Origin of the sequence: Marinomonas piezotolerans (genome assembly GCF_003362755.1) — a bacterium.
In the GTDB taxonomy this organism is placed as follows: Bacteria; Pseudomonadota; Gammaproteobacteria; order Pseudomonadales; family Marinomonadaceae; genus Marinomonas; species Marinomonas piezotolerans.
Window position 1 is genome coordinate 1 of record NZ_QKRA01000005.1, and the last position, 14,651, is coordinate 14,651.

Here is a 14,651-nt window from a genome sequence, read left to right on the forward strand (position 1 = left end):
GCGTGGTGACAAAAATATAAAAATGTCACCATCTAGAATGGTAACCTATGGACAATTTGGAAGCCGCCTACAATGCAGAGAAATCATGGCCTACAGCCCTTGTCACCAGTGACGAATGTTACGGGTGCGTAGGCTCTGGCGGTTTCTTTGTGCAATCAGAAAAGTTTATCGAACGCTACGCCAATAAATACGACATCGATCCTATTACGCAAAAGCAAAAAATCTCCATCTATGGTCAAGAGTACAACTACACCACTTGGCAATTGGCGGCGATGAATATGGCGATCCGTGGCTTAGACTACGATTTCGGTAAAGAGCCTGCCAGCACTTACACCAGCGATCAGCACCCAGATTTACGCGCCGACTTTATCATGGCTAACCCTCCCTTCAATATGAAGGAATGGAACGCAGGTGTAGACGATAACGACCCACGTTGGAAATACGGTACACCACCAGCCAATAATGCCAACTTCGCTTGGCTACAACATATGCTGTATCACTTAGCGGCAGATGGCTCGCAAGCACTATTACTAGCGAACGGCTCCATGAGCTCAACCACCAATAACGAAGGTGAGATTCGTAAAGCCCTGATCGAAAATGATCTAGTAGAATGTATGGTGGCCTTACCAGGTCAGCTATTTACCAATACACAGATCCCAGCTTGTATATGGTTCTTAACCAAAAACAAGGGGATGCGCACCGACAAAGCCGGTCGCAAGCTACGTGATCGCTCCGAAGAAGTTTTATTTATCGATGCACGTAACCTAGGCTATATGAAAGATCGCGTACTGCGTGACTTTGATCGTGACGATATCAACAAAGTAGCCGATATCTACCACGCGTGGAAAACCGGTGAAGCGGTAAATGGGATCGAATACCAAGACCAAGCGGGCTTCTGTAAATCCGCCGACTTTAAACTAATTAAGAAGCATGATTTTGTCCTAACGCCAGGCCGCTATGTGGGTGCAATGGATGTGGAAGATGATGGTGTTCCCTTTACAGAGAAAATGTCAGACTTGACGCAAAAACTCAGTGGGCAATTTGCAGAATCCGCCAAGCTAGAAGCAGAGATTAAAAAGAACCTAGCGGGGTTGGGTTATGAGCTGTGAATGGCCTTTGGTATCTCTCGCTGATGTAACATCAAAAATTGGTGATGGTTTACATGGCACGCCAAAATATGAAGATAATGGTGAGTACTTTTTTATCAATGGAAACAACTTATCAAATGGTTCCATTATAATTAATGAAAGTACAAAACGTGCATCTGAAGAGGAGTATCTCAAACACAAAAAAGATTTAAACCATCGAACTATCTTGGTTTCAATCAACGGAACACTGGGGAATATAGGCACTTATCAAGGAGAGAAAGTTTTTTTGGGTAAGAGCGCCTGTTATTTGAACATATTGCCTGAAGTCGATAAAGATTTCATAAGGTATGTATTAACAGGCCATGATTTTCAAAATTACATACACAATCTCGCTACAGGTTCGACGATTAAAAACGTCGGACTTAAATTAATGAGAGAATATGAATTTAAGCTACCCGATCATAAAACACAGAAATCCATATCTACAGTTTTGAATTCGTTTGATTTGAAAATTAATACGAATACAAACATCAATCAAACTTTAGAAGCAATGGCACAAACCATCTTCAAATCATGGTTTGTCGACTTCGATCCCGTTAAAGCCAAAATGAATGGCGAGCGGCCAGTAGGTATGGATGAAGCAACTGCTGCTCTGTTTCCGGATAAACTTGTTGAAAGTGAATTGGGGCTGATACCGGAGGGGTGGGCAGTTAGCAACCTATCAAGTTTGATTCAACTAACAGGTGGCGGTACACCAAAACGTTCCGAAGAAACCTATTGGAATGGTGATATTCCTTGGTTTTCAGTAAAGGATGTACCAACTGGCAGTAACGTCTTTGTGGTAGATACTGAAGAAAAAATAACGGAGTTTGGTCTTCAAAAGTCTTCAACCAAATTGCTTCCCAAAGGCACAACAATAATTACCGCTCGCGGCACAGTCGGAAAGCTGGCATTGCTTGGGACTGACATGTGTATGAACCAGTCTTGCTACGGCATCAAAGGAAAGGAAGTTGGAGACTACTTCAATTATTTCAACCTTAAAGAAGCTGTTAGCACGTTACAACAGAACACCCATGGGGCTGTTTTCGATACTATCACAACGAAAACATTCGACACCTATGTAACGGCATTTTCTGGCGTCCCCCTAGCAAATAAATTTGATGCAATAGTATCCCCACTTTTGCAAAAAATAGAAAACAATGTCCGAGAAAATATCGAGCTTTCAAAACTCAGAAATACTTTATTGCCAAAACTTCTTTCTGGTGAAATCAGCCTAGCAAATGATATGGACTCTTAAATTCAATGGATATCCCAAAAGATCACAAGCCAGAAAACGAAAAGTACTACTTGAATCTGCCAGTATGGCCTGAGTTTGCCATTTACAACAAGACAGTTGATGGGCTAATTCCTTCATGCAGAATTGAATCGTGGGAAGAGTTTGATCGAGTTGTTGCCTATTACTGTGACAATGACTCAGAGGGCCATTATGTTTTCCGAGGCCAAAAACATTATAAATGGGAGCTTGAGCCGACTCTTGATAGGCTTGTAGGGCATGCGGTTAGCGAAGAAATTGCAAAAAAACAGCTGAAGAACTTTCGTCTTTCAACTCGGGGTCGTCTTAACGATAAAAGTGTTTTGAGTTCAGACAGTGAACTTTGGGCTCTCGGCCAGCATCATGGTTTGGCGACCCCGTTACTTGACTGGAGCTTATCTCCATATGTTTCTTTGTTTTTCGCATTTGAAGGTGCTGATGATCCAACGTGGCTTGATGATAATGGAGACTGTAGTAACTACAGCCGAACCATATTCATCTTGAATCGTCACTTCATTGAAGACGAATACGAAAAAGCATTAGAGAATTCAGAACCAGAGAATACAGAGGGTCAATATCTTAGAATCGTAGAACCCGCAATTGATGACCATGGTAGGCTTGTAAACCAAGCTGGACTGTTCACATTTGCACCATACGATGAAAAACTTGAGTCCAGCCTCTACACGCTGCTATCTGAAAAAGGTATCGATGTTGAGGATGTGAATGAGGTAGCTAAGTATATATGCTGCATTCACGTACCGAACGAGCCAGACACTCGAAATAAGTGCTTAAAGAAGCTTCATAAAATGAATATACATCATGCAAGCATATTCCCTGACCTAATAGGTTCATCTGGATATTGTAATGATCTAATTCGTGAAGCCGTTTTAGCTAAGAAAAAGAAAGCTTCCAGCCAAGACATCAGGCTTTCAGAGGGAGCTCCTGAGAATAAACTTAGTGTTCAAGTATCTATCTCGGAGACAAGTAGCTCGAATGATTATGATGTAGCACTGCAATCTAGGCGCGATGAGCTTAACGAAGCATTGTCATTTGATGAGCAAGTATCAGCTGTTTCATATTATCGGTTAGCCCCCGTAATTGACTTCATTATCGACTTTGCGAAATCAGCCCCAGGTATTGATTGGTACAAGAAAGAGAACCTTCTAGCCAAGTTAAGAATATCAATTTCTCATCAGCTAAGAAAAACTGAATATCCTCAGGAACAAATTCCTGTAGCAGCAAAAAACCTAGCAAATATTGTCGCTAGTATCTGTGCTGAACATGACTCTCTGGCTGAGGCTAGTGTATGACAACTCGTGTAGAAATGATCATTGAAACCCTTAGAGACAGTCCCGATCAGAAATTTACAGCTCGGGATTTGGCGAAGGCGTTTCTAACACGCTACCCGCAAGAAATGGCGGAAAAACAAACCAATCCGCGCTATAACACCGAAGAAAAGCTGATTGCTCAACTTGCTGCTGAAGTGGGTGGAGAGCGCACGGTTGCTGCTCAGAAGGCTTGTGCCAATGTGGCGACGCGTGACAAGCCGCGTCCGCGACTCTATTACTGGAATGCCAACCCCGAACAAACAGCAGAATTTGTGACGGAAAACGACGAAGTGGAGACTCTAGAAGTCGATACGCCGTTAGCTGACCCTAGCTTCAGTGAGCATGACTTATACCCCATGTTGATTGAGTATCTAAGCAAAGACTTAGGGCTATATTGCCAGCGTATCGACGAACGTAAATCTAAAAATACCCATGGTAGCGGTGGCAACCATTGGTTGCACCCAGACATCGTTGCCCTAGAGCCACTTGATCAAGGTTGGGACGAAGCGGTACGCAGCTGTGTTCGTAGCGGCCATCAAAGCTCTGTGCGCTTGTGGTCTTTTGAAGTGAAAAAACACCTAACCAAGGGCAATGTGCGCAAATGCTTTTTCCAAGCGGTATCCAACTCTAGCTGGGCAAACTACGGCTACCTTGTCGCTACGGGATTAAACAGTGATGTGGAATCCGAACTACAAATGCTTTGCAGTTTGCATGGTATTGGGGTGCTATTACTCAATACGGAATCACTGTTCGACAGCCAAATCTTGATCCCCGCTCAAGAACGTAGCAATGTAGATTGGCAATCGGCTAATCGTATCGTTACTGAAAACAGCGATTTTCATTACTACATTGAGCAAGTTGGGATTTATAACCAGACAGGCAAGCTCATTAGGCACGCTTGGAATAGATAAACGCGCTCAATGCTTCGATTTGCTGGATGGGCAATGTATATTAGGACAGAGAGACCAGATTAGGATGCTTCAATGATTCGTGAATTTACACTGCAAAATTTTGGCCCAATTACCAAGGCCGAAGGGAAATCCCTTGGTAAGATCAATTTGATCTTAGGTGCCAACAGCACTGGCAAGACCTTTTTACTTAAAGCTTTGTACAGCGCCATTCGTAGTCATGAGGAAGCCCATCGTGGCAACAACAACCAAGATTTTTCTGAAGTGCTGAGCGACAAGCTTTATTGGACGTTTCAAGTCGATAAAATCGGCGATATTGTGACCAAAGGAGACGGTCACAAATTGAACGCTACGTTTTCAATGGACGATAATAGCTCCTTGGTGTTTGGCTTTGGTAAAGACACGACAAAAAAAGTCACCCCCTCTCACAACAATCTTGTGACACGCGCCTCTAATTCCGTCTTTTTACCACCAAAAGAAGTCTTGTCGTTGATGGATGTAATTCATAAATCCACTGAAATCGACAAGCTGTTTGGTTTTGATGCGACCTATTCTGATTTGGTAAAAGCACTCAAACTGCCGACACAGAAGGGCCGTAATCACGCTGCCTTTTCGGAGTCACGCAAAAAGCTCGAAAGCATCTTTCATGGCAAGGTGACCTTTGAAGGTGACAAATGGATCTATAAAAAAGGCAATACCAAATATTCGATTATGTCGACCGCGGAAGGCGTGAAGAAAATTGCCATTTTGGATACGCTGCTTGGTAACCGCTTTCTCGATAAAGACTCTATTGTCTTTATAGATGAGCCCGAGTCAGCTTTGCACCCTACCGCGATTATACAACTGCTAGAAATTATTACCGTATTGGCGGAGGCTGGTATTCAGTTCTTTATCGCGACACATTCTTACTATGTGATCAAAAAGCTGTTATTAGTTGCTAAGCAAAAGCACATGCCTATCCCGACATTTATGGGACAAGTCGATGGTAGTTGGAGCCAAAGCTGCTTGCTGAAAGATGGGCTGCCCGACAATGAGATCATCAATGAATCGGTACGCTTATTTGAGGCTGAGTTTGAAGGAATAAACTAACAAGATGACCACGATAGAAGAATCAGGGATGACATTTGGGCCGTTTGATTCAGAGGCCTGCTATCAGATCGAGCACTCCAACGGTCATAGATCCCTCGGTGAGGGTTTCAAAATGGTGGAGTTTACCTACTTTGATGAATCTTCAGCTAAATTATGGCTAGTTGAAGCTAAGTCCAGCATCCCTAACCCTAAAACGGATGCCACTGAATACGAAACCTACTTCGACAACCTGTTCGAAAAATTTGAAAATGCTCTTCTACTTCATGGAACAAGTGCGTTAGGCCGCAATCAAGTGTGTTGTGCTGAACTACCAATCAAGATGCAAGGGATGCCTTGGTCTGCACTTCAAATCCAACTTCGTTTGGTTATTCCAGACGTTCCCAATCACTTTTTACCTCAGCTTACGGATAAGCTCCAAACTCGCTTTAAAAAGCTTCTAGCAGTATGGCGACATGACTTGATGGATGTAAAAGTCATTAACGCCCATTTCGCAAGAAGAGAGGGATTAATTCAGTGATCACCGAAGATCTATTAGAACAGCTGTGCCTTGATTGGTTTCGAGAGCTTAATTATGACTATGTGAATGGCTATAACATCGCACCTGATGGCTCTGCTCCTGAGCGAGAGGACTTCCAGCAAGTTACTTTACGTGAGCGCTTGATCAATAAGTTAGTCAAACTCAATCCGTTAGTACCCTACGATAGTCTGGTTGAAGTAGCGAAAACCGTTGCCACGCCTGAAACACCTGTTCTGATTAAAAATAACCGGATCTTTCATAAGTATCTCATTGAAGGTGTACCTCTTGAGTATTCTGCTACGGTAGATGGTCTGCAAGTAACAAAACACACTCATGTTCGATTGATCGACTTCAATGAGCCTGAGAACAACGAGTTTTTGGTGGTTAACCAGTTCACTATTACTGGTTCGAAAGGCAACCGCCGCCCGGATATCGTTGTTTTCATCAACGGCCTCCCCATGGCAGTAATCGAGCTGAAAAACCCAGCCAATGAGCAGACTGACATCTGGAATGCATATAATCAGCTGCAAACTTACAAAGACGAAATCTCTGACCTATTTGTTTTTAACGAAGCCTTAGTGGTCAGTGATGGATGGGTGGCGCGTGTTGGCTCATTGACCGCCAATCAAGAGCGTTTCTTGCCATGGAAAACGATCACTCACGAAGACGATAAGCCATTACTAGAGTTTCAGTTGGAGACCATGGTTCGCGGTTTCTTTAAACCCGAGCTATTACTGGATTATCTGCGCTATTTCATTTTGTTTGAAAATGATGGCGACAAAGTTATTAAAAAGATTGCTGGTTACCATCAGTTCCATGCAGTTCGTGCTGCTGTGCAAGCTACTGTGATCGCCGCTGACAACCAAGTTGGTGTAGGCGAGCGGCGTGCCACGTACCTTGAAAAAGTTAAGCCTGGGAGTCGTAAAGCCGGTGTTGTCTGGCATACCCAAGGCAGCGGTAAAAGTATCTCTATGGTTTGCTATGCCAGTAAATTATTGCAGCAGCCGGAGCTGAATAATCCAACCATTGTAGTCGTTACTGATCGAAATGATCTGGATAGCCAGCTGTACAATACCTTCTCCATGGCGAGTGAAACTCTAAAGCAGATCCCACAGCAAGCTGACGGACGCGATGGCTTACGAGAGCTACTAGCCAGTCGCCAGTCAGGTGGCATAATTTTTACCACCGTGCAGAAATTTTCGTTATTAGAAAAGGAAACTGAGCATCCAAAGCTCTCTGAACGTTCAAACATTATTGTTATTTCAGATGAAGCCCATCGTAGCCAGTACGGGAATAAAGCACGCCTAGTAAACGTCAAAGACGACAATGGCGTAGTAGTTGGCCAACGCTATGTATATGGATACTCCAAGTACATGCGTGATGCTATGCCGAATGCTTCTTTTATTGGTTTTACCGGAACTCCAATCGATATTGATGACAAAGATACCCGCAGCGTATTTGGTGAATATGTATCGATTTACGATATCCAAGACGCCGTAGACGATGGTGCGACCGTACCTATCTACTACGAGTCACGCTTAGCTAAGCTCGACATCAATCAAGATAAAATTGAAGCATTAAACGATGAAGTAGAGGACGAAATTGGCGAAGAGGAAGAAACCGCCAATAGGGAGAAGATCAAATCCCAATGGTCCGCTCTAGAAAAGCTTGTCGGTGCTCAGCCACGTATTGAGGCGGTGGCCAAAGACTTAGTTGAACACTTCACGACTCGTATCGAAACCTTCCCAGGCAAAGCCATGATCGTAGGTATGAGCCGAGAGATCTGTGTCGATTTATACGACGCTATCGTTGCGCTTAAACCTGAGTGGCACGATGATGATCCCGCTAAAGGGGCGATCAAAATTGTAATGACAGGCTCCGCATCCGACCATAAGAAGATGCAGCCGCACATCTATGATAAGAAAACCAAAAAGCTATTTGAGAAGCGCTTTAAAGATACTGAAGACGAGCTGCAATTAGTTATCGTGCGTGATATGTGGCTGACAGGCTTTGACGCCCCCTGCTGTCATACCATGTATATCGATAAGCCGATGAAAGGCCACAACTTGATGCAGGCGATTGCTCGTGTAAACCGAGTATTTAAAGATAAACCTGGCGGCCTAGTGGTCGATTATCTTGGTATCGCAAATGATCTAAAAGACGCTCTCAAAACTTACACCAATAGCCAAGGCAAAGGTCAACCAACCGTTGATACCGCAGAGGCCTTTGCATACTTAGAAGAGCGTATTGATATTATTCGCGGTATGTTTGCCACCCCTTCAGATAATGGAGCGGTATTTTCGTACCTCGATGATTACGAAACCAAACCACTACAGCTACTACCAGGAGCAGTAAACCATATTTCTGGATTGAGCCACACTAGCCGTGATGGTCAAGAAGTCAGAGATGGAAAGCGTCGATTCCTTGATGCCATGACGCAGTTGAATAAAGCCTATTCTCTTTGTAACACCTTAGATGAAGTCGAGCCTTACAAAAGTGAAATTGCCTTTTATGGAGCGGTAAAAACAGCGTTCTTAAAACACTCTACGGTGGATCAAAAACGCAGTGATGAGCTGCGAAATTCAGCTCTTCGCCAAATCCTTAACAATGCCGTAGTCTCTGATGGTGTAGACGATATCTTTAAATCTGTGGGATTAGATAAGCCAAACATCGGCTTACTTTCTGATGAGTTTCTAGAAGATATGAAGCACATGAAGGAGAAAAACTTAGCCGTTGAGCTGCTAGAAAAGCTGCTACGCGATGAAGTGAAAGCTCGAATGAAAACGGATAAAGTACAAGAGAAAAAGTACTCTGACCGTATCATGGCAACGCTTCAGAAATACCACAATCGCAGTATTGAAACAGCTCAAGTCATTGAAGAACTGATTCAGTGGGCCAAGGAGATGCAAGCTGATGCTGAGATGATGAAGGAAATGAATCTCTCCGCAGATGAAATCGCATTCTACCGAGCCTTAGTTACCAACGAAGCCTCTGTGCGAGAGCTTGGCGACGACAACCTTCGTAAATTGGCCATAGAGCTTACCCACCAACTACGTAAATCAGCTACGGTAGACTGGTCTAAACGTGAAAGCGTTCGCGCCCGAATGCGTAACCTTGTGCGCAGACTCTTACGGAGATTCAAATACCCACCAGATCGCTCTGATGAAGCAATTCGTTTGGTTCTAGAACAAGCTGAAGCACTTTCTGATAGCTGGTCATGAGAAAGTGCCGTTCCCTGGGTAGTTAAAGGGGTTTCAGGATCAGGTTAAACGAAATTTAGTAGGCATCATTATGACTGAAAAGAACTTTTTACATTCCTCCTAGCGAGAAAAGTTGATTGAGCACCTTTTTGTCGGAGAACGACTAAAGCTATCTTGGAAGTATGGTGACACCTATATTATGAGGCTAAATAAACTCAACCAAAAAACTTGCACATAGATCTTAATCCACCAGAAATATAGAACTGCACTTCTCACCAATTTGGCTAGCTAGGAGTCACAAATTTTATTCCACTTTCTCAGCTATTTGGTATTACAACCGAACAGGTCTACTTAGCAAACAGCATATTCATGTCTTTAAAGGCTTTGAATTCAAGGGCATTACCGCATGGATCCAGTAAGAACATGGTCGCTTGTTCACCGACCTCTCCCTTGAAACGGACATAAGGTTCGATAACAAACTCGGTGTTTAAAGATTTCAATCTTTGCGCCAATGCCTCCCACTGTTCCCATGTCAGCACTACGCCAAAATGCGGTACTGGGACGTCATGACCATCCACTGAATTGGTATTTGCCATGTCTTGAGTAGGTGTTTTGGGATGTTGGTGAATGACGAGCTGGTGGCCAAAGAAGTTGAAATCGACCCAAACATCGGTGGAGCGCCCTTCTTCAAGGCCAAAAACATCGCGATAGAATTGACGCGCTAGTGGCACGTCATACACAGGGATTGCTAAATGGAAGGGTTGTAAACTCATCGTCTCTCCTTAGTAACGGTCGTTAGCACCCTATTATAGGCGCGACGTGTATCATACGATCATATTATCGCTTTGATATTCTTCCTGTCACCATCTGTGCAATCAGGTTACGTGGGCCAGTGTAACTGAATAGCACCACAGCACCGACATGCACGAGTACCAGCATAAAAGTCAGGTTGGCTGCGACCTCATGAATATCTTTCATCCACCCCTCACCGTGGAATAGCTCAGCCAAGCTCCAACCACTCAGCCCCGTCAAACAAAGACCAAACAATAAGGCAAAAATCATTAAAGCCCCAACTGGGTTGTGACCATTCTCTTCCGGGATACGTCCTGCTCGCAGCAAGGCGATGTGCGCTTTAACATTCGCCACTGTCGGGAAAAAGTGTTTGAAACGAGCATTGGAGCTACCAATCACCCCCCAAACTAGCCGAACACCTAGAGCACACAGAATGTAATATCCCGCTAACTCATGAGAGTCCCCTCCTTCCTCAAAGAAGAAGTAGTTCAGCAAAAATGCTAAAGCAACGGACCAATGAAACAAACGAATAACCGGATCCCATATTTTTCCTTGTGTGCGCATCATTTTATTCCTAAGTTGACCGACTTAATTAACCTTCCGCTAGAGAGCCGATCCTTATCGGTTCTCTAGTATATGAACTCACTAGGAAAGTTTATGAGAAGAGTCTTAAATAAAACTTAAGGAATTCGAGATTTGGCAATGGTTAATCGTTGCTACAAGGGGAAGCCTCAGCAAGAAGGGGTTGAATTGCCCGCGCGAGTGCAAGCAGCGATCGATCTTTGCCGTTCATTGCTGTCAGCATAATCCCCATGGTATGCGAATTAAATTGGTAGGGTAGCGAAATACTGCATCCATCGATGACGTTTGCAAATGTGGTATTTCGAAGGCACAGCAAGTTGATGCGATCAAACTCTTCATCCGACTCGAGTTCTTCGAACTTAGGCGCCAAGCATGCGACTGTCGGCATCATAAAAACAGTGTCGGCGTAGTCCGCTTGGCTGTGCTCTATCAAGGCTGCACGTTGCGCGCAGGTGTCATTAAACGTTTGATCAGAAACAGACTCCCCACGCTTAATTCGTTGCCTCACTCGCGGATCTAAGCGTTCATCCTCTAGTGAAAATAGCGGCCCATAATGGCGCCGACTTTCTACTGCCGAAAATTGCCAAACTGGCAGTGTTTTATAGTCATCAAAAAGGGGCAAGGTCTGTCGTTCAATACGAATACCATGTTTCTTAAGGCGTTCTAACGCTTCTTCGAAGCCCTTTGCAATCTCGTCGTCAAGCTGATCTAAACCAAAATTTTCTGGCACTACGATTGTGAGATCGGCATCACGTTGATCACTGCACCAATCCGACGCCAGTATCTGCCAACCAAGCTCACAGGTTTCTACATTGTTTGCCATGACACCCACACTGTCTAATGACTGAGACAACGGTGCGCATCCTGATCTAGGAACGCTGGCTTGACTCGGCTTAAACCCAGTTAGGCCACAAAAAGCGGCTGGGATACGTAACGAACCGCCAGTATCTGTTCCTAATGCAATATCGGCCAATCCTGTCGCGACCGAGACCGCTCCCCCACTAGTGGAGCCGCCAGGTATGCAATTAGGGGCTAGCGGATTCACAGGTGTGCCATAGTGTGGGTTCAACCCCACCCCCGAATACGCCAATTCAGTCATATTGGTGTGACCCATTATGCTAGCGCCAGCCGCTCTTAAACGGGCGACAGCCTCTGCGTCGTTTTCTGCACACTGTGCGCCTAAAATTTGGGTGCCAGCCGTAGTCGGGTAACCCGCCACATCAAACGTTGCTTTTACCGAGACGATCGCACCAGATAACGGGCCGTTTTGCTGTCCTGAAATATCGATGAAAGGTCGGCGAATAAAGACTGAGTCCTGATTAGACATAGCGTGGGTGAGCGTTTCCAAACGCTTAGAAAGATCTCGCCCCTGCCATTCAATGTTCTTATCCATGCTTACCTGCCCTTATACAATCTATTACTATTTAGAACCGAGCTCGGAAGTGCCATTCTCCAGGCGCAATATCATTGCGGATGGACTCACGAATATCATCGTCTAACCGTTCATCTTCAAAATCATAAAGTCCAAGCATCCCCATGACCTTATTGCGCTTGATCTCTTTACCTATAAATTCAAGCACAACACGCGTACAACACGGCATACGCTCCCCACTTCCTGATACCCCAAGACGCAACCCCGTCAGTCGATCTACTCGATTCTGAAATGTTGGGTACAGTATCGTTTGTGTCATTTCCATATGAGTAAGCGTTTCATAGTCGTGCAAGAAAATTCGGTCTCCCAAATATTGCACAACGCCTTTGTACATACCATGGAATGGCTTTCCAGACCGACGAGGAGTTAAACGCTCAGTGCGTTGGTAATAGGTTTTGTTGCCTTGGCGTTCGATACAAACTAATGTTCTTAAGACTTTCCCGGGGTAGGCCATGGACAAATAATATTCGAAGTAGTAACCCACGTATTTCTCTATACGGTTTTGACCTACGCTGTTTAGCTTATCAAAATATTGCTGTTCGGGGGTTGCAGGAGCGGTTTCCTGTTCCGTCACTGGTCGCACTTGAAGCAATCGTCTAAACTGGCTTTGCGGTAACAGAATCTCGTGCTCTTCTACACCAAAGAAATCACAAATACGGCGCAGCGTGCTGTTCGAAGGAAACGTCGTACCACTTAAGTAACGGTTGAATTGAGGTCGATTCACCGACAGACGGCGACATACATCTGCTATCGATTTGTAGTAGCTACATAGCAACCGTAAATTTTCTGGAAAACTCTCGTTCATGTACACCTCCCAATTCATTGCATACTAGCGCGTATACGGCGGTAGTTAAACCTACAAGAAAGCGCTACTTGATGCCAAAGTAACGCCATCTAGCATCAAATCCTATCAGATTACAGAATCTACTTTTGGTGTGAATTTCGTTTCAATAGAGACTACATCGTCGCACACCTGTAATGAGCAAAACTATGAATACTCGATCTGAATACGATCTCTTAGGTAATTTACATGTCCCAGCCAATGCGCTGTATGGGATACAAACCCTACGCGCCGCTGAAAACTTTAAGATAACTGGCGTTCCGATTGCTCATTTCCCAGAACTGATCAAAGCTCTGGCAATGGTCAAAGCCGCCGCCGCACGCACCAACCAAGAATTCAAACTATTGGATGAAGATAAAGCCGACGCGATTGTCTTTGCGTGTCAGGATCTAATCAATGGCCAACACCATGAACATTTTATCGTTGATGTTATTCAAGGTGGTGCAGGCACATCAACCAACATGAACGCCAACGAGGTCATCGCAAACATCGCGTTACTGAAACTCGGTTACCAGCTTGGCGATTATGATCATTTACACCCTAATGACCATGTTAATAAGTCCCAATCGACGAACGACGCGTACCCAACGGCGGCCTGCTTAGGTATTCAATTTGCTGCGGACAATTTTCTCCCAGCACTTCATCAGCTCAAACTTTCGCTGGAAGCAAAGGGCAGAGAATTTTCACATGTGTTGAAAATGGGCCGGACACAGCTACAAGATGCAGTACCTATGACGCTTGGTCAAGAGTTCGAAGCTTTCGCCGTAACATTAGGGGAAGACATCGACCGCATCAAAGAAGCCTGTGCGCTATTGTGTGAGGTAAATTTAGGCGGAACAGCGATCGGTACAGGTATTAATACACCGAAAGGCTATTCGCAAAAGGCGATTGAAAAGCTCGCCACAATCTCTAAAAAACCGTTGGTCCCTGCGTCAAACTTAGTAGAAGCTACCTCAGATATGGGGGCTTTTGTATTCTTCTCTGGTATTCTTAAGCGATTGGCGATCAAACTAAGCAAAATGAGTAATGATCTTCGGCTACTATCAAGCGGCCCACGCACAGGTTTTGGGGAAATTATGCTTCCTAAAATGCAGCCAGGCTCTTCAATCATGCCAGGCAAAGTAAACCCTGTGATCCCGGAGGCCATGAACCAGACAGCGTATCAAGTCATTGCATCGGACCTTGCGATCACCATGGCTGCGGAAGCGGGGCAATTGCAACTCAACGCAATGGAGCCCATGATTATTTACAATTTACTGAATTCACTAAAAATGCTTAAGGAAGCTTGCAACATGTTAAATGAGCGTTGTATCCAAGGCATTGAAGCGAATGAATCAGCTTGTTTAGCTCACGTTGAAAATAGCATTGGCATCATAACCGCTCTTGTACCACGCATTGGCTACTCCAACTCTTCACGTATCGCAAAAGAGGCGCTAATGACAGGAGCAACCGTCAAATCATTGATACTCAAAGAGCAGTTACTAACGGAACACGAGCTCAATGAATTGCTAAAACCTGAAAACATGATAGCCCCGACCAACGCATTGGCTTGACGGCAAAGG

At 44.5% G+C, this 14,651-nt stretch carries 12 protein-coding genes; 8 read left to right on the plus strand and 4 right to left on the minus strand.

Annotated elements, in window-relative coordinates; translation table 11 throughout:
* Positions 1 to 47: 47 nt before the first annotated feature.
* From DN730_RS11475 to DN730_RS11505, 7 genes are all read left to right on the plus strand, one after another.
* Positions 48 to 1,109: an N-6 DNA methylase gene (locus tag DN730_RS11475; RefSeq protein WP_211313874.1), complete on the plus strand. Its 1,062-nt coding sequence runs from the start codon at positions 48 to 50 to the stop codon at positions 1,107 to 1,109.
* Entirely contained in the window at positions 1,099 to 2,385 is a 1,287-nt protein-coding gene (locus DN730_RS11480; RefSeq protein ID WP_115468284.1) for a restriction endonuclease subunit S, read from the plus strand. Before DN730_RS11475 ends, DN730_RS11480 begins: the two co-directional genes overlap by 11 nt.
* A gap of 5 nt (positions 2,386 to 2,390) precedes the next feature.
* On the plus strand, positions 2,391 to 3,710 hold the full coding sequence (locus DN730_RS11485) for an FRG domain-containing protein (protein ID WP_115468285.1): 1,320 nt from the start codon (positions 2,391 to 2,393) through the stop codon (positions 3,708 to 3,710).
* On the plus strand, positions 3,707 to 4,639 hold the full coding sequence (locus DN730_RS11490) for a COG2958 family protein (protein WP_115468286.1): 933 nt from the start codon (positions 3,707 to 3,709) through the stop codon (positions 4,637 to 4,639). Before DN730_RS11485 ends, DN730_RS11490 begins: the two co-directional genes overlap by 4 nt.
* A gap of 72 nt (positions 4,640 to 4,711) precedes the next feature.
* On the plus strand, positions 4,712 to 5,725 hold the full coding sequence (locus tag DN730_RS11495; protein ID WP_115468287.1) for an ATP-binding protein: 1,014 nt from the start codon (positions 4,712 to 4,714) through the stop codon (positions 5,723 to 5,725).
* Positions 5,726 to 5,729: 4 nt separating this feature from the next.
* Positions 5,730 to 6,242: a hypothetical protein gene (locus DN730_RS11500; RefSeq protein ID WP_115468288.1), complete on the plus strand. Its 513-nt coding sequence runs from the start codon at positions 5,730 to 5,732 to the stop codon at positions 6,240 to 6,242.
* Positions 6,239 to 9,463, plus strand: coding sequence for a type I restriction endonuclease subunit R (locus tag DN730_RS11505; protein ID WP_115468289.1), 3,225 nt, complete (start codon positions 6,239 to 6,241; stop codon positions 9,461 to 9,463). Before DN730_RS11500 ends, DN730_RS11505 begins: the two co-directional genes overlap by 4 nt.
* Positions 9,464 to 9,789: 326 nt before the next feature.
* Here DN730_RS11505 and DN730_RS11510 read toward each other — a convergent pair whose 3' ends face one another.
* From DN730_RS11510 to DN730_RS11525, 4 genes are all read right to left on the minus strand, one after another.
* Positions 9,790 to 10,215, minus strand: coding sequence for a VOC family protein (locus DN730_RS11510; protein ID WP_115468290.1), 426 nt, complete (start codon positions 10,213 to 10,215; stop codon positions 9,790 to 9,792).
* Positions 10,216 to 10,279: 64 nt separating this feature from the next.
* On the minus strand, positions 10,280 to 10,801 hold the full coding sequence (locus DN730_RS11515) for a cytochrome b/b6 domain-containing protein (RefSeq protein ID WP_211313875.1): 522 nt from the start codon (positions 10,799 to 10,801) through the stop codon (positions 10,280 to 10,282).
* Positions 10,802 to 10,940: 139 nt separating this feature from the next.
* A complete protein-coding gene (locus DN730_RS11520; protein WP_211313876.1) occupies positions 10,941 to 12,209 on the minus strand; it encodes an amidase family protein in 1,269 nt (422 codons plus the stop codon).
* Positions 12,210 to 12,240: 31 nt separating this feature from the next.
* A complete protein-coding gene (locus DN730_RS11525) occupies positions 12,241 to 13,053 on the minus strand; it encodes a helix-turn-helix domain-containing protein (protein WP_115468292.1) in 813 nt (270 codons plus the stop codon).
* A 185-nt stretch (positions 13,054 to 13,238) separates the two neighbouring features.
* On the opposite strand from DN730_RS11525, the gene DN730_RS11530 reads away from it, so the two are divergent.
* Positions 13,239 to 14,642 (plus strand): aspartate ammonia-lyase, encoded by a 1,404-nt coding sequence (locus tag DN730_RS11530; protein WP_115468293.1) that lies wholly within the window; start codon positions 13,239 to 13,241, stop codon positions 14,640 to 14,642.
* Positions 14,643 to 14,651: the final 9 nt, after the last annotated feature.

Coding starts and splice junctions, on each gene's coding strand:
- DN730_RS11475 (WP_211313874.1), top strand. CDS start 48: ATGGACAATTTGGAAGCCGCCTACAATGCAGAGAAATCATGGCCTACA.
- DN730_RS11480 (WP_115468284.1), top strand. CDS start 1,099: ATGAGCTGTGAATGGCCTTTGGTATCTCTCGCTGATGTAACATCAAAA.
- DN730_RS11485 (WP_115468285.1), top strand. CDS start 2,391: ATGGATATCCCAAAAGATCACAAGCCAGAAAACGAAAAGTACTACTTG.
- DN730_RS11490 (WP_115468286.1), top strand. CDS start 3,707: ATGACAACTCGTGTAGAAATGATCATTGAAACCCTTAGAGACAGTCCC.
- DN730_RS11495 (WP_115468287.1), top strand. CDS start 4,712: ATGATTCGTGAATTTACACTGCAAAATTTTGGCCCAATTACCAAGGCC.
- DN730_RS11500 (WP_115468288.1), top strand. CDS start 5,730: ATGACCACGATAGAAGAATCAGGGATGACATTTGGGCCGTTTGATTCA.
- DN730_RS11510 (WP_115468290.1), bottom strand. CDS start 10,215: ATGAGTTTACAACCCTTCCATTTAGCAATCCCTGTGTATGACGTGCCA.
- DN730_RS11515 (WP_211313875.1), bottom strand. CDS start 10,801: ATGATGCGCACACAAGGAAAAATATGGGATCCGGTTATTCGTTTGTTT.
- DN730_RS11520 (WP_211313876.1), bottom strand. CDS start 12,209: ATGGATAAGAACATTGAATGGCAGGGGCGAGATCTTTCTAAGCGTTTG.
- DN730_RS11525 (WP_115468292.1), bottom strand. CDS start 13,053: ATGAACGAGAGTTTTCCAGAAAATTTACGGTTGCTATGTAGCTACTAC.
- DN730_RS11530 (WP_115468293.1), top strand. CDS start 13,239: ATGAATACTCGATCTGAATACGATCTCTTAGGTAATTTACATGTCCCA.